20 protein-coding genes, 1 tRNA gene and 1 pseudogene are annotated in these 20,262 nt (G+C 37.4%); 11 read left to right on the forward strand and 11 right to left on the reverse strand.

The genetic code is table 11. The features are described from left to right. The first annotated feature begins 41 nt into the window (after positions 1 to 41). From EG339_RS21765 to EG339_RS21790, 6 genes are all read left to right on the forward strand, one after another. The gene (locus EG339_RS21765) at positions 42 to 737 is read left to right on the forward strand and encodes a hypothetical protein (RefSeq protein ID WP_123872084.1); all 696 of its coding nucleotides are present in this window, start codon (positions 42 to 44) and stop codon (positions 735 to 737) included. A 34-nt stretch (positions 738 to 771) separates the two neighbouring features. Next, positions 772 to 1,464 (forward strand): AIM24 family protein, encoded by a 693-nt coding sequence (locus EG339_RS21770; protein ID WP_066696301.1) that lies wholly within the window; start codon positions 772 to 774, stop codon positions 1,462 to 1,464. A gap of 253 nt (positions 1,465 to 1,717) precedes the next feature. Further along, positions 1,718 to 3,115: a Gfo/Idh/MocA family protein gene (locus tag EG339_RS21775; protein ID WP_123872086.1), complete on the forward strand. Its 1,398-nt coding sequence runs from the start codon at positions 1,718 to 1,720 to the stop codon at positions 3,113 to 3,115. Continuing rightward, a complete protein-coding gene (locus EG339_RS21780) occupies positions 3,105 to 4,016 on the forward strand; it encodes a sugar phosphate nucleotidyltransferase (RefSeq protein WP_123872088.1) in 912 nt (303 codons plus the stop codon). Before EG339_RS21775 ends, EG339_RS21780 begins: the two co-directional genes overlap by 11 nt. Beyond that, positions 4,004 to 5,047: a phosphotransferase enzyme family protein gene (locus tag EG339_RS21785; protein ID WP_123872090.1), complete on the forward strand. Its 1,044-nt coding sequence runs from the start codon at positions 4,004 to 4,006 to the stop codon at positions 5,045 to 5,047. The genes EG339_RS21780 and EG339_RS21785 overlap by 13 nt, the downstream gene beginning before the upstream one ends. A gap of 289 nt (positions 5,048 to 5,336) precedes the next feature. Next, a complete protein-coding gene (locus tag EG339_RS21790) occupies positions 5,337 to 6,296 on the forward strand; it encodes an IS110 family RNA-guided transposase (RefSeq protein ID WP_123871652.1) in 960 nt (319 codons plus the stop codon). 91 nt (positions 6,297 to 6,387) lie between these two features. Here EG339_RS21790 and EG339_RS21795 read toward each other — a convergent pair whose 3' ends face one another. From EG339_RS21795 to EG339_RS21805, 3 genes are all read right to left on the reverse strand, one after another. After that, entirely contained in the window at positions 6,388 to 6,879 is a 492-nt protein-coding gene (locus EG339_RS21795) for a DNA-deoxyinosine glycosylase (RefSeq protein WP_123872092.1), read from the reverse strand. 305 nt (positions 6,880 to 7,184) lie between these two features. Continuing rightward, positions 7,185 to 9,179, reverse strand: a complete 1,995-nt coding sequence (locus EG339_RS21800; protein ID WP_123872094.1) for a S9 family peptidase — start codon at positions 9,177 to 9,179, stop codon at positions 7,185 to 7,187. A 154-nt stretch (positions 9,180 to 9,333) separates the two neighbouring features. Further along, positions 9,334 to 10,182, reverse strand: coding sequence for an AraC family transcriptional regulator (locus EG339_RS21805; RefSeq protein WP_123872096.1), 849 nt, complete (start codon positions 10,180 to 10,182; stop codon positions 9,334 to 9,336). Between the two features lie 89 nt (positions 10,183 to 10,271). On the opposite strand from EG339_RS21805, the gene EG339_RS21810 reads away from it, so the two are divergent. Continuing rightward, positions 10,272 to 10,835: a short chain dehydrogenase gene (locus tag EG339_RS21810; RefSeq protein ID WP_123872098.1), complete on the forward strand. Its 564-nt coding sequence runs from the start codon at positions 10,272 to 10,274 to the stop codon at positions 10,833 to 10,835. A 29-nt stretch (positions 10,836 to 10,864) separates the two neighbouring features. After that, a complete protein-coding gene (locus tag EG339_RS21815; protein WP_123872100.1) occupies positions 10,865 to 11,362 on the forward strand; it encodes a lipocalin-like domain-containing protein in 498 nt (165 codons plus the stop codon). A gap of 98 nt (positions 11,363 to 11,460) precedes the next feature. Here EG339_RS21815 and EG339_RS21820 read toward each other — a convergent pair whose 3' ends face one another. The 5 genes and pseudogenes from EG339_RS21820 to EG339_RS21835 all read right to left on the reverse strand — a co-directional run bounded on the left by EG339_RS21820 (position 11,461) and on the right by EG339_RS21835 (position 15,409). Then, positions 11,461 to 11,805, reverse strand: a complete 345-nt coding sequence (locus EG339_RS21820; protein WP_123872102.1) for a phage holin family protein — start codon at positions 11,803 to 11,805, stop codon at positions 11,461 to 11,463. A 119-nt stretch (positions 11,806 to 11,924) separates the two neighbouring features. Continuing rightward, on the reverse strand, positions 11,925 to 12,347 hold the full coding sequence (locus tag EG339_RS21825) for a PaaI family thioesterase (RefSeq protein WP_123872104.1): 423 nt from the start codon (positions 12,345 to 12,347) through the stop codon (positions 11,925 to 11,927). 87 nt (positions 12,348 to 12,434) lie between these two features. Next, entirely contained in the window at positions 12,435 to 13,016 is a 582-nt protein-coding gene (locus EG339_RS24590) for a GMC family oxidoreductase (RefSeq protein WP_317126911.1), read from the reverse strand. A gap of 153 nt (positions 13,017 to 13,169) precedes the next feature. Further along, positions 13,170 to 13,984 (reverse strand): annotated as a pseudogene (locus EG339_RS24595) (GMC family oxidoreductase); the annotation flags it as partial. A gap of 18 nt (positions 13,985 to 14,002) precedes the next feature. Continuing rightward, positions 14,003 to 15,409 carry an aldehyde dehydrogenase family protein gene (locus EG339_RS21835; protein ID WP_123872105.1) on the reverse strand — a complete coding sequence of 469 codons (1,407 nt, stop codon included), beginning with the start codon at positions 15,407 to 15,409 and terminating at the stop codon, positions 14,003 to 14,005. Between the two features lie 99 nt (positions 15,410 to 15,508). Between EG339_RS21835 and EG339_RS21840 the strand changes: the two genes are divergently transcribed. Next, positions 15,509 to 16,378, forward strand: a complete 870-nt coding sequence (locus EG339_RS21840) for a helix-turn-helix domain-containing protein (protein ID WP_123872107.1) — start codon at positions 15,509 to 15,511, stop codon at positions 16,376 to 16,378. Then, positions 16,357 to 16,466 (forward strand) — tRNA-Ser (locus EG339_RS24400). The genes EG339_RS21840 and EG339_RS24400 overlap by 22 nt, the downstream gene beginning before the upstream one ends. 235 nt (positions 16,467 to 16,701) lie before the next feature. Here EG339_RS24400 and EG339_RS21845 read toward each other — a convergent pair. After that, a complete protein-coding gene (locus EG339_RS21845) occupies positions 16,702 to 17,349 on the reverse strand; it encodes a response regulator (RefSeq protein WP_225718611.1) in 648 nt (215 codons plus the stop codon). After that, the gene (locus EG339_RS21850; RefSeq protein WP_123872109.1) at positions 17,346 to 18,077 is read right to left on the reverse strand and encodes a sensor histidine kinase; all 732 of its coding nucleotides are present in this window, start codon (positions 18,075 to 18,077) and stop codon (positions 17,346 to 17,348) included. Before EG339_RS21850 ends, EG339_RS21845 begins: the two co-directional genes overlap by 4 nt. 400 nt (positions 18,078 to 18,477) lie before the next feature. On the opposite strand from EG339_RS21850, the gene EG339_RS21855 reads away from it, so the two are divergent. After that, positions 18,478 to 18,753, forward strand: coding sequence for a hypothetical protein (locus tag EG339_RS21855; protein ID WP_123872111.1), 276 nt, complete (start codon positions 18,478 to 18,480; stop codon positions 18,751 to 18,753). 79 nt (positions 18,754 to 18,832) lie between these two features. Here the strand turns inward: EG339_RS21855 and EG339_RS21860 are convergent, their stop codons facing one another. Next, positions 18,833 to 20,257, reverse strand: coding sequence for a hypothetical protein (locus tag EG339_RS21860; protein WP_228459665.1), 1,425 nt, complete (start codon positions 20,255 to 20,257; stop codon positions 18,833 to 18,835). Positions 20,258 to 20,262: the final 5 nt, after the last annotated feature.

Here is a 20,262-nt window from a genome sequence, read left to right on the forward strand (position 1 = left end):
AAAGCTTAAAAAAGAGTATTTTTGAAAAATTGAATTGTAACATGGAATCTATAAGTAAAATATACTTTACTGATAATCCGTATCCTAACGGGCATAACATTGAAGAATTCAGCTGGAGCGGGCGAATTGATGAGTATGGATCTATTTATTTTGATTTTCATTTAAAAACTGAAAATTATTACGCCAATGATGATGAAAACGAAGAAGAGGAAGCCGAAGGCCTGTCTGATTGGGACTCCAAAATAGTGTGGGGAAACTATCATGCCTGTATTCTATCATCCAAATATTGGGGAGAACAGGGAGGAATCAGAATTAACAAACCAGGAGAAAAACTGGATTTTGATGCTGTTGTTCAAAATATTCTTTTTAGCCATGACCTTCCTTCCGATCAACATTTTGATGACGACGACCTTGCTTTCAGTATTTATCTCCTGGGACACGACAGCTGTACAGACCATCAAATCCGTTTTACAAAACAAGACAATCATCAATATGACATTACATGGACCGGTAAAATAGCGTTAACCTACTCCGGTGATAATGAGTTTTCCCATGATTTCAAAGCACACATCTTCAATGCTGAGTTCGAAGGCTTTCATTATCCCAAGAACTCGCCGGTAGAAAAAGCAGCTGAAATATTTAAAGCTCAGCTTGCCCACTTTGAAGAATATGAATTTGTGGAACTGAATCCTAAAAGTAACAAAAGGGAGTATAAACTCGACAAACTAAAACACTAACGATAGAAAAACAACAAATTAAAAAAATACCATTATGAGTAAATATTCGATAGAAGCATTTATCAACGAAACCAAAGAGAATCCGCAACAGAGGGATTATTTTGAGCTGGAAACCAAGCACCTTTTAGAAATTAATCTTAACAATCAGGCAGTTTGGACAAAAAGAGGAAGCATGGTAAGCTATGTGGGAAATATCAATTTTGAAAGGCAGGGAATGCTGGCAGGCGGCCTTGGAAATCTTCTGAAAAAAGCCATCAGCGGTGAGGGGAGCAAGCTTATGAAGGCTGAAGGAACCGGAAAACTGTATGTGGCAGACTCTGGCAAAAAAGTTCGTATCCTTTACCTGAATAACGAATCGGTATGTGTGAATGGAAATGATGTGCTGGCTCACGAACAAAGTGTAAAAAGTGATATTACTATGCTGAAAAGTATTGCAGGGATGATGTCCGGAGGTCTTTTCCAGGTAAAACTTTCCGGAACCGGCCATATCGCGATTACAACCCATGGTGATCCTTTAACTTTGCTTGTAACTCCGGATACTCCGGTTTTTACAGACCCTAATGCTACGGTTGCCTGGTCCGGAAACCTAAGCCCTGAACTGAAGACAAATGTGTCTTTTAAAAGCCTTATCGGAAGAGGAAGTGGTGAAGAATTCCAGATGAAATTTTCAGGCCACGGATGGGTACTTATCCAGCCATATGAAGAGGTCTATTATATGGAGAAATAGTTAAAAAAGGTAATATGGAAATGCTGCTTTGGAATCCCGGAGCAGCTTTTTTATTGAAGCACGGTCCTTAGATATGGAAATGATTGATAAATGATAGTAAAGTAGTCAGTTTTATGTTCCTTGGCGATTTTTAATCGTTATCAAAGGATAAACATTCTAATATTAAACATTAGATCATGAACCATCCAGCAACTCCACAACTCCCGCCCCATCGCTGTTTACAAAAGTTTTAATATATTTAGGAAAAAAATTAATGGACAATAGTACTTCCCGTAGGAATTTTATCAAAACAGCGGCTCTGGCAAGTTTTGGTGCATTGGTTTTACCCAATTCCTTATTTGCTTATTCAAATGATTTTAAAACAGATAAGAAAGTCCGTGTGGGCTTTATTGGTGTAGGGCTTCGCGGTCAGCAACATGTGAAGCTATTGGCTAAACGTAATGATGTAGAGATTGTAGCATTTGCTGATCCGGATAAAAGGATGCTTGCCGCTTCTCAAAAAATACTCAAAGACAACAATAAATCAGCAGCTCAGGAGTTCTCCAACGGTGAATATGATTACCGGAATCTTTTAAAATTAAAAACAATAGATGCTGTGGTGATTGCAACTCCATGGGAATGGCATCTTACCCAGGGTGTAGAAGCTATGCGTGCTAAAAAAATTGTGGGAATGGAAGTTTCCGGAGCTATCAAGCTTCAGGAATGCTGGGAATTTGTGAAAGTATATGAAGAAACGAAGGTTCCAATTTTCATGATGGAAAATGTATGCTACCGAAGAGATGTTATGGCTATTCTGAACATGGTCCGTAAGGGTATGTTTGGAGAATTGGTGCATGGAAGAGGCGGTTATCAGCACGATTTAAGAGGAGTACTTTTCAATGATGGAGTTACGCCCTACAATTCAGGAGCTGAATTTGGTGAAAAAGGGTTCAGTGAGGCTAAGTGGAGAACGGAACATTATGTAAAACGTAATGGAGAGCTTTATCCTACCCACGGATTAGGCCCCATTGCCATGATGATGGATATCAATCGTGGAAACCGTTTAACAAGGCTTTCATCATTCTCATCCAAATCAGTAGGATTACATAAATACATTACAGAGCATGCCAAAGGGGGAGAAAGCCACCCGAATGCTAAAGTAAAATTCAATCAGGGGGATATTGTAACCACACAGATTGCCTGTGAAAACGGAGAAACCATCCTTTTAACTCATGACACCAGCTTACAGAGACCTTATGATCTTGGGTTCCGCGTACAGGGAACAGAGGGATTATGGCAGGACTTCGGCTGGGGAGAATTCAACCAGGGCCACATTTATTTTGAAAAAGCAATGAATCACACCCATCGCTGGGACAATACGGAAAAGTGGATGAAAGAGCATGACCACCCGATGTGGAAGAAGTTTGAAAACACTGCTGCCGGGGCAGGACATGGCGGAATGGACTTTTTTGTGATGAATACCTTTATTGAATGTATCAAACGCAATATAGAATTCCCAATGGATGTTTATGATCTGGCCTTATGGTATTCAATTACTCCACTGAGTGAAGAGTCTATTGCCAAAGGAGGTCAGGTAGTTGAAATTCCTGATTTCACCAACGGTAAATGGAAAACCCGCAAACCTGTATTTGGAATGACTGATGAATTCTAAGAAAACATTACTCATACTGGCAGGTGGATTAGGCAGCCGGTACAAAGGTCTTAAGCAAGTGGATGGAATACTTGATAATGGTTCTCCTATTCTGGAGTATTCTATCTATGATGCTTTAGAGGCCGGCTTTTCCAAAGTGGTTATTATCGTCAATAAACTGATTCCTCAGAGCTATATTGAAAGACTGAATTTAATCTCCGAAGAAAAGGGCTTTGAGCTTCACTGGATATATCAGGAAATGAACAGTATTCCTCTCCAGGGTTTCGATTATCCTGAGCGGGAAAAACCATGGGGAACAGCGCATGCGGTTTTATGTGCCAAATATGTGATACAGGAACCCTTCGTTATGATCAATGCAGACGATTTTTATGGAAAAGAAGCCTATCTGCTTGCTGCCGATGAAATTAATCACCACCATATTTCCGACTCTCAACTGGGTATGATTGCTTATCCCGTAAGTACAACATTAAGTGGCCACGGGACAGTAGCAAGAGGTATATGTACTCTGGATCCTGAGAATAACCTGACCCGTGTTGAAGAGCAAACATCCATTCAAAAGCTGAATGGCTCCATTGTTTATGCAGAAAACGGTGAGTATATTAAACTAAATCCCGACGCATTGGTATCTATGAATTTTTTCATTTTCCATCCTCATATTTTCTGTTATCTGGAAGCTTATTTCTATGATTTCATAGAGTCTGACCCAACTTCCAAACAGGAATTCTATATTCCCAATGCCATTCAGAGAATGATAGATGAAAAGAAAGTGAAAGTTACGGTAAAGGCTTCTCCTTCACAATGGATGGGAGTAACATATGCTGATGACAAAAAGAATATTAAAGATTTTCTGACCTCAGAAATTCAGAATAAAAGATATCCGGCAGATTTATGGAAAGAATAAAAGATATTGTCGCTCAGTTCATCAGTACTGAAAATTACAGTCTTTCTCCCATCACAGACGGACTGATCAATACCACTTATCTTCTGGAAGATAAAGACAACAAAGAAAAGTTCATTCTGCAAAAGATCAATCATAATGTTTTCAGACAGCCGGAGATTATCATCAACAATCATGTCATGATTAATAAACTTCTCAGGTCAAATAATTATCAGTTTCAAATTGTAGACCCCGTTCCTTCTCTCACCCATGAGCTTTTGGTAAAAGATGCGGACGGAGAACCATGGCGCATGCTCAATTTTATAGAAAACAGTATTACTTTTGTTACTGTTCCCTCTTTACAGACAGCTTTTGAAGCAGCCAAAACCTTTGGTTATTTTCTCAAAACCGTCAATACTGAAATCCTGCCTGCTATTGAAGATCCCATTCCAGGTTTTCTCAATTTTGAAAAAAGGATTACAGATTACAAGAATTCATTAAAAAATGCAGCTCCTCATTTAAGAGAAAAGGCTAAGGCCGAAATAGAGATTACCAATCAGTTTCTTTCTTTACCTGATGAATGGATAGAAATGGAGAAAAAGGAGCAAATCCCGAAAAGAATCATCCATGCGGATGTGAAGATAAGCAATATCCTGTTCGATCAGCATCATAATTCATTAGCTGTTATTGATCTGGATACCATGATGGTTTCCACTATTTTATATGATTTCGGAACAATGGTTCAGTCCTATACCAATACGACCAATGAAGATGACGGTAGCGCCAAAAACAATTTCAATGCTGAAATGTATGAGGCTGTAAAAAAAGGATTCCTGTTTCATCTCAAAGAAAAATTAACCCCAAAAGAATATGACCGTCTTGATTATGCGGCACAAGTCGCCATTTATATTCAGGAGATCCGTTTTTTAACCGATTACCTTAACGGAAGCACCTACTACTCTATCACGCATCCGGAACACAATCTGGACAGGACAAGAAACCAGCTTGAATTACTAAAAGGATTAAGGGAATATTTAGGGAGTGAAGATTTTTAGCCCTATCTTTTTCATTAAGATTGCATACTATATTTAGATTCCTGCGGAATGACAATGTGTACGCATGCTCTGTTTGTCATCCTATGTTTGCAAAATATTAGATTTAACAAACAAAAAGGAAAAGAGAGTAAAGAATAAGGTTATCAATTGTCATTAGTCTCACAGACCGTTCGGAATGCTAATCCCTTTACTCTTTTACTACCAAACCTGAACAGATCATTAGGTAACAAGCCTGTATTTAGGATAGATAGGTAATAGTAGTATTCTCTTTTCCTGTAAAATTATAGGTATGGGTAAAATTATAGGAATTGACATTAGTAAGCAAGTTTTTGATGTAAGCTTTTTGGAAGGGAATCTTTGGAAGCATAAGGTCTTAAGCAATAAATTATTAGGTTTTGAAAAACTGATAACCTTCATTGAAAAAGAAGATATAGTAGTGATGGAAGCTTCAGGTACTTATTATCTTCCTTTAGCAGAATATCTTTATTCACAGGGGATTAATGTAGTGATAGAAAATCCTCTTTCCATCAAACGTTATGCTCAATCAAGACTCAAACGAGCCAAAACGGATAAAGCAGATTCGAAGGTTATTGCTGAATATGGCAAAAAGAATTTGGATGAGCTAAGTTTGTGGAATCCTGAGAGTAAAACGTGCATCAGAATTCGTCAAATGCATACAAGAATCCAAATGATTCAGAAACAAACCAGTCAGACTTATAATCAGTTAGAAGCTTTCAGAAGCAGTGGTTTTCTGGATGAAAAGTTAGAAATAGAAATGAACAATTCCATAGAACAACTTCGACTAGGAAAAGAAATATTGGAATCGGAGATAGAAAGGCTGGCCTTGGAAGAATTTGAACAAACCATTGAATGTCTTACCAGTATTCCCGGAATCGGAATAAAAACAGCTATTATGCTCATTGTGATTACAGATAATTTTAAAAAGTTCGAACATCATAAGCAACTCATTGCTTTTGTAGGATTCAGTCCTCGGATTTATGAAAGCGGAAGCAGTGTGAGAGGACGCTCAAGTATTTGTAAGATGGGTAAATCTCAGATCAGAAAGCTATTGTATCTATGCAGCTGGTCAGCCAAACGCTGGAATAAAAAATGTAAAGAAATGTATGAAAGACTTATCACAAAAGGAAAAGCAGAAAGAGTGGCAAAGATAGCTCTTGCCAATAAACTCTTAAAACAAGCATTTGCTATCGGAAAGAATAAAGAAAAATATAGAGAAGATTTTTGTTAAATAATTTGCTTTTTAACACAGATCATCCGTAGGAATCTATACGTTTATTCAGCACTAACTCTAAACTCTCCCACTCTCAAACTTAAAAAGCTCAAGCCACAAATTCCAATATTCTCTTCAACTCCTCCATCTTCTTTTCAAAGGAAACTGTATGAAGCGGACTTGTGGAGGGCAATTGAAAGATGGGTAATTTATAATTTTTTCCCAGCAGCTTTTGTAAGTTTTTGTAAGACTTCCCACCATTGCAGAAAATAGCTTTGACGTTCGGATGTTCTTCCAGCAGTTCTGCAATCTGATTGGCTTCTTCATTTCTGATCTCAGAATCCAGGCTTCCTTTTCTTTCACAGGAATCAATAACATCCCAAAGGGCAATATGATGTTTTTTCAGGGTTTCAATTCTCTGGGAATAGTCTTCTGTAAATTCTTCATTCAGCAGTTCAAATATTATTTTCCAGAATTTGTTTTGCGGATGGGCATAATATTGCTGCATTTGCAATGATTTGACTCCAGGAATGGAACCCAGAATTAAAATTTCAGACTGGCCATCAATAAGCGGTGGAAAAGAAGAAATACGGTTTTGCATATTCAAATATATTGATTTTATTTCTCGCAGATTATTCAGATTACGCAGATTTAAAATAGGTTCTTATTTAAGTTTGGGCTAAAACCATTGGTATTTATTTTTTATAAGTAAAGCGGAACTAAAGTCCGCTCCTATTGACATTAACTTCAGAATACAGATTGGTTTAGAGAATATGAAATAATCATAGATGAAACAGATTTTCACAGGTTATTGTACTATTAAGATATCAATAAATAAAAAACAGGATTAGCCATTACAATATAAAAAAGCGGGCTAAAAGCCCGCTTCCATTGATATATAATATCTTACAATGTTTCTTTTAACCAGTCGAAGAATTCTCTCTGCCATACCAATCCGTTTTGCGGATGAAGTACCCAGTGGTTTTCGTTCGGGAAATAAACCAGTTTAGATTTTAATCCTCTTAATTTTGCTGCCTGGAAAGCTTCCTGCCCCTGCTCGTAAGGTACGCGGAAGTCAATTCCTCCCTGAACGATCATGATAGGCTTGTTCCATTTTTCTACAAAGTTGCTTGGGTTGAACTCTGTATATGCTTTTGGCTGTGGCTTTTCCCATGGAGAACCGATATCCCAGTTTGCAAACCAGAGTTCTTCAGTGGTAAGATACCATGATTTCATATCAAATAATCCGTCATGGGCAATAAATGTTTTGAATCTGTTTTCATGGATTCCTGCCAACATAAATACGCTGTATCCTCCGTAACTTGCCCCCACTGCGGCTACCCTGTCACCGTCTACATATGGTAATGTTTTCGCATAGTCTGTTGTGGCAAGATAGTCTCTCATTGGCTGTCCTCCCCAGTCTCTTGAAATGTCTTCATTCCATTTTGTTCCCCAGCCCGGCATACCTCTTCTGTTTGGAGCAACTACGATATAATCGTTTGCAGTCATCAGGGCAAAATTCCATCTGGTGCTGAAATATTGAGTCAAAGCAGATTGTGGCCCGCCCTGGCAATATACCAGTGTCGGATATTTTTTATTAGGATCAAAGTTCGGTGGATAGTGGAACCATACGCCCATTTCTTTACCATCCGAAGTTTTTACCATTTTAAGTTCAGATTTTCCCTGTGCCAACTTAGCGTAAATATCTTTATTGGCTTCGGTAACCTGCTTCATTTCTCCGTTTTTAAGGTTTACAGAGAATAGCTCTGTAGCATGGTTTACGTCTGTTCTTCCTACTAATACTGAAGTTTTGTTATCTGTGAAAATTTCATTCACATCAAAATCTCCTTTGGTGATCTGCTGTACTTTTGCAGATTTTGCATCTAAAGAAAACAGTTGTTTTGTTCCTCTGTAAGCCGCTGTGAAATAGATTGTTTTTGAATCTGCACCCCAAAGCACATCTCCTGAAACGCTGTCATCCCATCCTGCAGTAAGGTTTGTGGTTTTTCCAGACTTCCAATCCATGATCTTTACATCATTCTTATCTGCTTCATAACCATCTCTGGCCATGCTTTGCCAGATCAGAGATTTTCCATCCGGGCTGAATTTCGGATTGATATCATATCCTTTGTTTGATTCTGTAAGGTTCTTTGTAGTTCCTGTAGCTAAATCATAAGCAAAAATGTCTGTATTGGTACTGGTTGCGTATTCTTTACCACTTTTCGCTTTAGTAACATATAAAAGCTGTGCAGAATCCGGGCTCCAGACAAAATCTTCAGCACCACCGAAAGGTCTTTGGGGAGAATCCCATGTTTTTCCTTCCAACAGATCTTTAGCAGCTTCTACTTTATCTGAAATATTCACTACAAATACATGGTTGTATTTTCCTTCATTGAAGTAATCCCAGTGTCTGTGGTTAAGGTCAGTGTATACCTGAGCGGTAGTTTTAGGAGTATCGCTGTATTTGTCTTTCCCCATTAATTTTTCTACCAATACCTGCTTACTGAAAGCAATTCTTTTTCCATCCGGAGAAACAACGATATTGTCAGCTTCCCCAATAGTATAGAATTCTGCCCATGTTTTCCCGGCATCTTTTGAAAGATAGATTTTATCTCCTTCCTGAGCATAGATCCCGTTCTTATCCCATTGGATCAGTGCTTTCTTACCGAAATCGATTTTAGAAGCCTGGTGATTAAGAACATTAAGGAAATAGTTCTCGTTTTTCGTTTTTTCTGTTTTCAGGTCTACCTGTCCCACTTTATAAATAAGGGATGCCTGATCTGGTGAAACTGCCTGTACTCCCACTTTTTTCAAAGTCCAAAGAATTTCAGGCGTCATTACTTGTTGTGCATTCATTAAAAGCGGAGCTGCCAGAGCCAGCAGGCTGTACTTAAGTTTCATATGTTCATTCATTTTAGCTGATCTGTAAAACCATACTGATTTCATCAAATCCTTTCATTAAATTCAAAGATTGCCAAAGTTAGTATTTAAAATAAAATTAACGAAAGAATTAACATTAAACTTTATATTCACTTCATTTCTCAACATTAAGTTCTTATAGTAGGTTTTCATTATTTTTTTTAAACTCAGTAGGATTCATTCCCTTGTACTTTTTAAAAATACGATTCAGGTGACTCTCATCTGTAAAGTTCAATTCATAAGCAATTTCATTCATTCGCATATCACTATGCAATAATCTTACTTCCACCAATCTAAGTTTATAATGCGTAATATAGCTTTGCAACGTTTCGCCTGTCTGTCTTTTAAAATATCGTCCTAAATAATTAGGGGAAATATTAAAATAACGACTTAAATGCTCTGTCTTAAGATGATCAGGCTCAAATATGTTTTGCTGTATATAGTTTAATATTTCAAGAATAGGTTCGCCTGTATTTTCCTTTATATTCTTAGGCAGCTTCAAAGCAATATTTCTCGCTACAATGGTAATGATTGTATTAACGATCTGTTCTGAAATACGGGTATAATAAATCTGCTGTTTTGCATGCTCATCAAGAATAGCTTTTACCATTGAAAAAATCAAAGGTTTATCTGTTCTATTTTTTAAAATACATCCTGGTCTGTGACTTGCATTTTGTAAAATATATTTTATCTGGGTGGCTGTTTCCGGATCTTTATCAGATTTTTCTCTTATATAGGATTCATTAAACCTCAGAAAAAAGAATGTAGTCTGCTGCTCAACAGTAAAAGAATAAGAATCTTGAGGTGTTAATAAAAATAAATTTCCTTTTCTATAATGAAAATGGTTCTTGTTAACAAATTGAAGTCCCGTTCCCTCTATAATATAAATCAATTCGAAGAAACTATTTTGTTTTGAAGATGTACTATACTCTTTCAATTCCTTCAACTCGATTTCATACTGCTGGTGTAAAACTGCTCGTTTCATGTCATAAAAATACAAAATAAGTGTGATAATATACAAGATAAAACAATCTATTCCTGTATAAATTTGCTAAAACAAAAAAAGTATTACAAATGAAAATCATCATCATCGGTGCGACAGGCACACTTGGAAAAATTGTCACTCACTCTTTACGTGAACATGAGATCATTACTGTTGGACGGAATATAGGAGATCTAATTGCTGATATTTCAATAGCATCCTCCATTGAAAATTTATATAAAAAAATATCGAATATCGATGCGGTTATTTGTCTGGCCGGAGACAGCATTACAGCTCCTCTGCCAGAGATGAATGAAAAGAAATATTGGGCGGGTATTGAACAAAAGCTGTTGCCACAAATTAACCTTGTGCTTTCAGGCATGCATTTTTTGAATGACAACGGCTCATTTACCCTTATATCTGGAAAAATGGGTGAAGTTCCAACAAAAGGATCCTCAGGAAAAGCACTTATAAATGGAGCTTTACATAGTTTTGTGACTGCTGCTGCACAAGAATTACCAAGAGGTATAAGACTTAATATAGTAAGCCCGTCCAAGGTTTCAGATATTACTGATGAAGATCTGGAAAAAGCCTATAGAAAATGTATTGAAACTTCAATTAATGGAGAAATAGTAAGAGTAGGTTATACTATTTAATTCGTTTCATTTAACATGGTAAAATAAAAATGAAAAATCTTATTTACATACTATTTATCCTGTTTTTTTCTGTTACTTACGGACAGAAACCAACAATACAGATACAGAATCAGCTTATTGGAGTCTGGACTCTCGTTTTGGTAGAAAATATCAATGAGGCAGGCAGCAAAACCAAACCTTATGGAGATCACCCTGTGGGAAACCTTATTTTTACAGATACAAACTATGCCATTCAAATATTAAAAGCCAACCGTCCTAAAATTGTGGCAAATGATAAAGATAAAGCCACTCCTGAAGAGTATAAAGCATTGGTTCAGGGAAATAACTCTCACTTTGGAACCTACATCCTTGATCAAGATAAAAAGAAAATTACATTTAATATTAAACATGCTTTTTATCCCAATTGGGAAGGGACACAACAAATCAGGTCTTATTTACTTGATCATGATACATTAACCTACAGGGTAACCAATACCACCAATGGAGGTTCAATATCAGCCATTGTAAAGTGGAAAAAATACAAATAGAAAAATGTACCTATCTGTGTAATCCACTTTCAAAATCCTTTAACAAAAAGTCCGTTGGTCAATCAACCAACGGACTTTTTAATTGTATTTTACATTTATTAATCTCCATCCGAAAACATTGAGTTCGCCAGAGAAGTCACAATTGATAATAATATACTGAAGATAAAAGCCCACCAGAAACCATCTACCACCATGCTGTCTATGAAATAATCGGCAATAAGGATAATTCCTGCATTAATAACCAATGCAAAGAATCCTAAGGTCAGGATAGTAAGCGGAAGCCCAAAAAGGCTTAAAATCGGCTTTACAAATATGTTTAAAACACCAAGTACAAGGGCAAAGATAATTGCCGATGAAAACCCTTCAAAATGTACTCCCGGCAGAATTTTGGTTAAAAGATAGGCCACTATGGCAGTGACAAACAAACGGATAATTAAGTTCATTTCGTTATTTTTTAATAGTTATGGGGTGTATGGAGCAAAAGCCATTCCATTTTAATGTAGAAAATTTCTTTAATCCCTTTATTTAGGGAATATTTTACTCAAATCTTTTAAAAATTAAGCTATTTTATTTTCATCATGGTTACCAATGAAGTGGCCACATGACTTTCTGAATCTGAACCTTCACTCTGAACATAAATTTCTGTTCTGATAACACTTATTTTGGCACCACCTTTAATGACATAGGATTTTGAAACCAAAGCATCTCCCATAGCCGGACGAAGATAGTTTACCTTTAATTCAACCGTCACCACATAGCAGTCTTCCGGATAATGGCTCACTGCTGCATATCCTGAAGAAACATCCACCAAAGAAGCAATCATTGCTCCGTTAAACATACCTGCTTTTCTGGTCATCATTTCCATTTTGGGAATCTTAATGGACACAAAACCGGATTCTACTTCCAGAAGCTCTGCTTTATAGAATTTCAGAGTTTCTGAACGGTTGAAGCTGTCAGTGATAAGTTTCTTTTTTTCCGAGGTCATAAATTTTATTTTAAACAAAGGTAAGAGAAAAAGAAAACAGCCATCTCAAAATTGATGAAATGACTGTTTCGGATTTAGAATTCCTATTTAAACTAACAATAATTTCCCTTCTACTCCCGATTCTTTCAGGTGATAATCTTCTTTAATCATATCTGCGGCTTTTTCTCCTATCATAATGGTAGGCGCATTCGTATTCCCTGAAACTACATCCGGCATAATGGAAGCATCAGCCACACGCAGACCTTTTATTCCATACACTTTTAACCTGGGATCAACCACAGCAAGGCTGTCTATACCCATTTTACAGGTTCCGGTCATATGATGATAAGTGGAACATGATTTTTTTATATAATCTATTACTTCTTCTTTTGTTTTGCCTTCGCCGGGATAAATTTCTCCATCATTCCATTCTTTCATGGCTTCTGTACGGCCCATTTCACGACAGATTTCGACACATCTGTACAGCGCTTCCAAATCAGATTCTTCGGATAGGTACCTCGGATTAATCTCCAGTGGCGAAGACGGATCTGAAGATGTTAATTTAATATATCCTTTGCTGGCAGGCCGAATAAATCCGGCACAGAATGTAAATGCATTTTCAGGACCGGTAAACCCCGGGCTGTAATAAGGAAGCCCCATAAATAACGGCTGAAGATCGGGAAAAACCATTTCTTCTTTACTTTTCCAGAAAAGCTGGGCTTCAAGTAAATTGGCTTCGGGAGCAGGAATTTCTTTTTTCGCTTTAAAAATCACACTCGTTAAAAGATGATCCTGAAGATTTTTCCCTACTCCTTTCAGATCTTTTATTACTGAAATTCCCACTGCTTCCAGCTCTTCTTTATCTCCGATCCCTGAAAGCATCAGCAGCTTGGCAGATTCAACAGTACCGCAGGAAACTATCACTTCTTTTTCTGCCCTGGCTTCCAGTAATTTTCCATTCTTTCTATACTGAACACCTACACATTGGTCACCTTCAAAAGAAGTTTTTGAGCCAATGCATCAGTTTCAATATGCAAATTGGCCCGTGATGAAACCGGGTCTAAAAATGCCTTGGCAGTAGAACATCTTTTACCGTCTTTTCCTACACTGAGATGATTCAGTCCTGCTCCCCAGATGTCTTTATTAAAATCATCTGTCGTAGGATAGCCTAATTCTTTACAGGCTTCAATAGCGCTTATTGAAATGGCATTCGGGCGTTTGATACGGCTTACAAAAAGAGGACCTTCACCACCATGAATACTATCTTCCCCATCTTCATGAGTTTCTGATTTTTTAAAGTAAGGCAACACACTTTCCCAGTCCCAGCCTACACATCCGTTGTAAGCCCAATGGTCATAATCCTGCTGGTGCCCCCTGATATAGATCATTCCATTGATGGAGCTTGAACCCCCTAATGTTTTTCCGCGAGGCCAATACCGTGTATTTCCGCCGGCATTTTCCTGGGCAACGGTGTGGTAGGCCCAGTCTCTTTCCGTATTCCAGATGGCAGGCCAGCCGGCCTGTTCCTGTACTTCGTTCACTTTATCATCCGGACCTGCCTCCAACAGGAGTACATTTATATTTTCATTTTCACTTAATCTGTTAGCGATAACAGCTCCTGCTGAACCTGATCCAATAACTATAAAATCGTATGTCATGAGTTTTAATTTAAGATGTTACTTTTTAATGCTGATTACTTTAGGAATAGTTACGGCTTTTAACCCCTCTATTCCGAATTCTAGGCCATAACCGGACTGTTTTGCTCCCCCGAAAGGGACAAACGGATGAATAGCTCCATGCTGATTGATCCAGACTGTTCCTGCTTCCATTTGGGCCGCTACTTTCTGAGCCTGATCAACATCATCACTCCAGACTGATGCTCCCAGCCCATTTTCTGAGTCGTTAGCTTTACTGATGGCTTCTTCCAGTGTTTTATATTTAATGATAGGCAAAACAGGCCCGAACTGCTCTTCGTCAACAATTCTATCGCCATTATCAACGTTTCCAATAAGGGTCACAGGAATAAAATAGCCTTCCAGATCTGGTTTTTGCCCTTTAAATAGAAAATCTGCCCCCGTATTTTCTGCATCATGAATAAGATCCTGGATTTTATCGTACTGCATTTTATTTTGTACAGGCCCCAGGACAACATTTTCATCTGCTCCGTTTCCCATTGGAATATTGGCAGAATAGTCTGACAACACCTCAATGAGCTTTTCATAATCATCTTCGTGTACATATAATCTTTTTAAGCAGGCACAGGTTTGGCCCATATTCAGGAAAGCTCCCCAGAAAATATTTTCGATATGTTTGGCTACATCAAATCCGGGTAAAATAATACCGGCATCATTACCGCCACATTCCAACGTAAGACGCGCCATGTTACCTGCAGAGGCTTCAATAACCTTCTTCCCGGTTGCAATAGAACCCGTAAACATAATCTTCCCGATTTCCGGATGACCTGTAAGATAGGAACCTACCTCACCTCTTCCTGTTACTACCTGTAAAATTCCTTCGGGAAGTACACGGTTAATTACTTTAATCATTTCCAGGCTGCAATATGTTGTATATTCCGAAGGTTTTATAACTACAGCATTTCCCATTCTTAAAGAAGGAATAATCTGCCAGATAGCGATCATTAACGGCCAGTTCCAGGGGGCAATGGCGGCAACTACTCCAATTGGAGTTCTGTAGAGGATATCTTTCCGGGTTTCATCTTCAAAAACAATTTCTTCAGGCAGATCCAGAGACGCCGGCACCTGTGTCCAGCCTACACACGCCTGCATTTCAAAATTTGCCCCTGGTCCATTGAGTGGCTTACCCTGTTCTTTGGTAATCCATTCTGCCAAGTATTTTGAATTACTCTGTAAGGCTTCTGCTACTTGTAATAAAACTTCCTTCCTTTCTGAATCTGGCTTTGCTGCCCACAATTTTTGGGCTTTTTTTGCTTTTTCAATCACAGCATCTATTTCTTCTGGGGAAGTATTTTCAACTTTACCAATCACCTCCAAAGTAGAGGGATTAAGAGATAAAAAATCAGTATTTGAAGGAGAATTTTCTTTTTCTAACGATGTTTTTTCCATTATTTTAAATATTTTGTATTTTAAACAATTCGAAAATGGCAAAAACATGGTATAATTTATTTACTTATTCTCTATTTTTTTTAACCTAAACTCTACCCTATGGAAAAGATCGAAGAAAGAACCGTTTTCAGCATTCCTTTTGGAGAATTGAATGTATTTGAAACGAATGTAGTGTGTCATAATTTTCCTTTCTTTTTTGAAAAGCCTGTCATTACGCTTATGCTTAGTGGCAATAAAATCATCCGCAGTGAAGAGGATACATTTGAGTTTAATGAAAGAAGCGTCTTCATCCCGCCTTGTAATAGGGAACTTAGTATAGACATTCATCCTGTTTCTGCAAAGCCTACAAAGTGTCTTGTTTTAAATATTGAACAGGAATATATTGACAGTGTTTTTCATGAGGTTATAGAAAACTGGCATCCTGACTGGGACAGAACAGGAATTATGATGAAGGAAAATACTGTGAAAAAATTTGTAAGCTCGGATGAATCTTTATGGAGAAGTCTTACGAATCTTTACAACAGAAGAGTGGATGAAAGTATTTATAACACCTCAGATTTTCTTTTAAGCTTAAGCCTTAAGGAGCTGATTTATGAACTGATGAAGACCAATGCAAAACATATCCTGCTTCACTCTGACAAAACAGGAAATGTACAAAACGGGCTTCAGGAAGTGGTTCATTTTATCAGGCACAATTACAGAGAACCTATTACAATTAAAAAACTGTCAGCCTTAGCAGGAATGAGTGAGGCTAATCTGTTTAAGAAATTCAAACATTCTTACAACTGTACTCCGGTGGAATATATTATCCAGCTGAGGATAGAGCATGCTAAGCAATTATTGATCAACAATCCGGAAATGGGAATTAAAAATATATGTTTTGAATCCGGATTTAATACGCTGGAATATTTTTACAGAAAATTCACCCAGATTACCGGAAAATCTCCGAAGAAGTTTATGGTAAATTAGGACATCCTGATATCTGAATATTTCTTTTTTTTAATAGCGCGTTTGACTGGCAGTCAAAAGGCCACGGGTTCGAATCCCGTATTCTCCACAGAGCCCTAAATGGGTTCAATTTAATCTGAACTGAGCTATTTTTTATTATTGATTCCAAAATAAGCCGGATGTTGGAAGTTGGTAGTACAGTACAGGTTTTCCTACCGCAAGATATTCCGCCGAAACTGCCACTCAGTATAAAGAGATCTGACTGCGGCCTTGTAGGAAGCAGAAAAGAGACAGAAAAGCAGTGTATTTCATAATTTCAAATCACAATTTTTGTGATAGAATATTTACTGATTATACAACCTAAGAATCTCCACCAATTCGGGTACTGACCGTATTTTCAGTTTCTCAAACAACCTGTTTTTGTAGGTACTGATCGTCGAAGAATGAAGATTCAGTTGATTAGAAATTTCTTTGAGGGGAAGGCCTTCTGCAATCTTATTGGCAATTTGCAATTCGCGGTCTGATAGCGCTTCAAAAGGAGAATTTTTTGCCGCACCATTTAATGATTCTAAAAAAATAGCTTCTTTTATATTATCACTTACATATCGCCCCTTACTGAGCATCGCCGTTAAAGCAGTCTCAATGACTTCAGTAGAACTCAGCTTACTTAGATAACCGCCAGCACCCATTTTTAGATAACGTATCCCATACAACTCTTCATCCTGTGAAGAAAATATTAGAATTTTTAATTCAGGTTGGTGAATTTTTATGTAATCTATTGCTTCCTGAACAGTACCGTTAGGCATATTAACGTCCAGAATGACCAGATTCAATTTTTCTTTCTGAATTAATTTGTACAGGGATTTATAATCCTCTACTTCTGAAATTATGACATCGGGCCTCCATCGTCTGATTGTTTGTATCAAACCCATACGGACGATACCATGATCATCTGCCACAACAATATGAACATTTTCTTTTAAGCCCATCATTCTATAAATTTACGTAAAAAAAGGGAAACCGTAGTACCTTTGTTTTCAGCGGAAATGATTTGGATGTTTCCATCCAGCAAGGATATAAAATTTTTTACAATTTTCAAACTCAGGCCAACTCCTTTCTCGCCTGCAGTTCCCAGGAATATAGGATTATCATAGGTGTATATCGCAGATAAATACTTTTCAACCATTCCTGCTCCAAAATCAATCACAGAAAGCACAACCTGATCACCTTCCGTAACAACCTGTAAATATATATCTTGTCCCGGAAAGGAGTACTTTACCGCATTATTGAAAATTTTGTCTAAAACATATTCAAGCAGCAGGCGATCGCTTGTAAGAAATGCCTTATGATCTCCTTTAAAATAAAATTTAATGTCTTTTTCTTTTAATTTAGCATCATATTTTTCTTCTAAATAGTGAAAGAGGTCCATCACCATGATTTTAACGGGTTTAATCTTATATTCCCCGTACTGCGTGTGTAGCCAGGCAATGCTGTTCTGGACCGTTTGAAGGTTCTTCTGTGTATCGCTTTTTACCTTCGGCAACAATTTAAAAAAATCTTCCTCACTTATGGTCTTTTGCTCCAGCGATTCTATAAGCCAAAGAACAATTCCAAACAGTTCTTTTGAGTCATGAGACAATATAGAGATCAGTCCGTTCTTGAAATTGATTTCGTTTTCCAGTCTTTCGACTTTTAATTGTAGTTCGTTGATATCATTCATAAATTCAGTATCATGGTTTTAGAAGCTGTTTGATTTTTTTTTGAAAAAAAGGCAAAAAGGTATATTGTTTAAATGTAAATAAACCATATAGTTCAGGCCTTTCTTCCAGAAGATGTTAAGTTATAAAAAATATCATATTAGTTTAAAAAAAATCAAATGGAACTTACTTGAAATAATAAATGTCTTATTTTATCTTACTAAAGATGGCTTTGCCCGGTGTAACATACCGTGAGGGTTTCACACTGGCAACTATTTACCGGCATTACCAAATAGGTAAAAGATGGAACATGGAACAATATCACCAGATTACTGATTGTAAGCAGCCGGGTAATGCGAGATAAAAATGGTATCCTAAAGCTGCATAACTGCTAGTAAGACTAATAAAATACATTCAGAAGTAATGAAAAATATAGGAATTAATGTAGAAAACCCATCAAAGGAAGATCTATGGAGATACTTCAGGAAATCTTTTGGACAGTTTTGTGGTTTCGGCGGAATCACAGCCGTAAAATGCTGGAACAAAATACGCTCAGAAAACGAATTATTGGAGGATATACCGCTTATTTATGTCAATAGAAGAACTTTTCGCCAGCAAATGAAAGCAAAATTGTCATCTAAGCAGCTGCAAACACAAAGAAATCAAAAACATCGGCATATTTTTTTTGAATGCCGTTAATGTATCAATACCGTACTGATACAGCAATTAATTATTGCTATCAAAGAAGTCCATAAACAAGCTATTTCAGAGAGCATTGTTAAATTGCCGTAAAGCTATAATAAACATTGACAGAGTAAGTGGTATTTTCCTTCCCTACCAAACTTTGGGCACCCGCAGGCGGTATGGTGTATCTTATGTTCAGTGCCCGGTCCAAAACCGGTGTTCCGTTAAAGAGTATTTTTTGAGGAGTTTTGGATAAGGGTACATTTACAGAACTTCCATCCACGCCAATTTGTAGTATGTTGGAATTGATGTCGGTCTGCAGGCCGCCTTTTTTAAAATAATTTTCGTCCGATTTTACGTAGAGTTCAAAATTTTCATTATTGGACAGCATAATTTGGTTTGGAATAATTTGTGACTGACCATCGGTGTATTGGGCAGCTGTATTAAAATTGAAGTTTACATTGCGTCCTGAACTGGGAATGGTGATCTCCGACAGAGGGAGCACCTTTACCTGAACTGCCGTATTTTGCAAACTGTTAATTGAGTTATCTGTACTTCCGGCATTAAAGTTCAATTCAAACGTATACGTTCCTGCTTCAAAAAAAAAGTTTTTAAATTCTTCCGCAGATACATAAAGCTGTGGAATAAAGCTGTTTCTGTTTCCCGCTACAACACTGAAATTAGCAGCGGAAAAATTCTGAAAGTCGGAAGATAAGGCTTTGGTGGTGAGTGCCGATCCATTACTACCCAATTTAATGCTTGCGATATTTCTGGTTCCCGGAACACCTTTAGAGGATGTGAACTGAACAGTTGTTGCAGCAGCTTTCGCCCAAAAATTAAAATCAACCGTATTCGCTATTTCCGTATTTCCCAAATCCCACACCTGTGTGCTTGTATTGCGATAATCATTCAAAGAAGATATTTCTATGTATTTTGTTAAAGAGTTTGTGATCCATCGTATAGATGAAGGAATGACTAAAATTGTTTTAAAATTACGGGGGGTGAAGTCATTATAATTCTGCGTGATATCCATGGAGTAATTCCCGGCCCGAAAGGCATTTGCAGTAAATTGTGAGGCAGGAATTTTAAATGTAAAATTAATATTTCCCCGGTTGAATCCTCCCCCGAGACTGATTGTTGGCGGTTCAAACCATTTTACAGCGCTTGTACTGAACGACTGAAAACCTGGTAAAGAACCTGAAAATCCAGTAGATGGCAGCTGCCCGCCCATACTTTCTAACTGCCATAGAAGAGTGGAGCCGGGTAAAGTAAATGAGGAAGAAGAGTGAGTAAAAGTTGGTCCGGAAACAGAGGTAAATGTAGGAGCTATTGGCGCGAATCCAAAGAATGTATAATCCCAGTTTGTTCTGTTGGCATTTGTCATTACCCTTGTAGGCACTGAAGTAAATTCAGTCCTGTTAAAAATATTATTTTCAGGAATTGACAGGTATACATCCTGAGCTTTCGTTGCTGTATACCCGCAGAACACAGTAAAAATTCCTGTTAGAAAAGTCCTCATCTTTT

Origin of the sequence: Chryseobacterium bernardetii, from assembly GCF_003815975.1 — a bacterium.
GTDB classification, from domain to species: Bacteria; Bacteroidota; Bacteroidia; order Flavobacteriales; family Weeksellaceae; genus Chryseobacterium; species Chryseobacterium bernardetii.

Coding starts and splice junctions, on each gene's coding strand:
- EG339_RS21825 (WP_123872104.1), bottom strand. CDS start 12,347: ATGACCTCGGAAAAAAAGAAACTTATCACTGACAGCTTCAACCGTTCA.
- EG339_RS21785 (WP_123872090.1), top strand. CDS start 4,004: ATGGAAAGAATAAAAGATATTGTCGCTCAGTTCATCAGTACTGAAAAT.
- EG339_RS21810 (WP_123872098.1), top strand. CDS start 10,272: ATGAAAATCATCATCATCGGTGCGACAGGCACACTTGGAAAAATTGTC.
- EG339_RS21860 (WP_228459665.1), bottom strand. CDS start 20,257: ATGAGGACTTTTCTAACAGGAATTTTTACTGTGTTCTGCGGGTATACA.
- EG339_RS21855 (WP_123872111.1), top strand. CDS start 18,478: ATGAAAAATATAGGAATTAATGTAGAAAACCCATCAAAGGAAGATCTA.
- EG339_RS21840 (WP_123872107.1), top strand. CDS start 15,509: ATGGAAAAGATCGAAGAAAGAACCGTTTTCAGCATTCCTTTTGGAGAA.
- EG339_RS21850 (WP_123872109.1), bottom strand. CDS start 18,077: ATGAATGATATCAACGAACTACAATTAAAAGTCGAAAGACTGGAAAAC.
- EG339_RS21820 (WP_123872102.1), bottom strand. CDS start 11,805: ATGAACTTAATTATCCGTTTGTTTGTCACTGCCATAGTGGCCTATCTT.
- EG339_RS21845 (WP_225718611.1), bottom strand. CDS start 17,349: ATGATGGGCTTAAAAGAAAATGTTCATATTGTTGTGGCAGATGATCAT.
- EG339_RS21790 (WP_123871652.1), top strand. CDS start 5,337: ATGGGTAAAATTATAGGAATTGACATTAGTAAGCAAGTTTTTGATGTA.
- EG339_RS21835 (WP_123872105.1), bottom strand. CDS start 15,409: ATGGAAAAAACATCGTTAGAAAAAGAAAATTCTCCTTCAAATACTGAT.
- EG339_RS21805 (WP_123872096.1), bottom strand. CDS start 10,182: ATGAAACGAGCAGTTTTACACCAGCAGTATGAAATCGAGTTGAAGGAA.
- EG339_RS21800 (WP_123872094.1), bottom strand. CDS start 9,179: ATGAAACTTAAGTACAGCCTGCTGGCTCTGGCAGCTCCGCTTTTAATG.
- EG339_RS21815 (WP_123872100.1), top strand. CDS start 10,865: ATGAAAAATCTTATTTACATACTATTTATCCTGTTTTTTTCTGTTACT.
- EG339_RS21795 (WP_123872092.1), bottom strand. CDS start 6,879: ATGCAAAACCGTATTTCTTCTTTTCCACCGCTTATTGATGGCCAGTCT.
- EG339_RS21775 (WP_123872086.1), top strand. CDS start 1,718: ATGGACAATAGTACTTCCCGTAGGAATTTTATCAAAACAGCGGCTCTG.
- EG339_RS24590 (WP_317126911.1), bottom strand. CDS start 13,016: ATGGTTTTTCCCGATCTTCAGCCGTTATTTATGGGGCTTCCTTATTAC.
- EG339_RS21780 (WP_123872088.1), top strand. CDS start 3,105: ATGAATTCTAAGAAAACATTACTCATACTGGCAGGTGGATTAGGCAGC.
- EG339_RS21765 (WP_123872084.1), top strand. CDS start 42: ATGGAATCTATAAGTAAAATATACTTTACTGATAATCCGTATCCTAAC.
- EG339_RS21770 (WP_066696301.1), top strand. CDS start 772: ATGAGTAAATATTCGATAGAAGCATTTATCAACGAAACCAAAGAGAAT.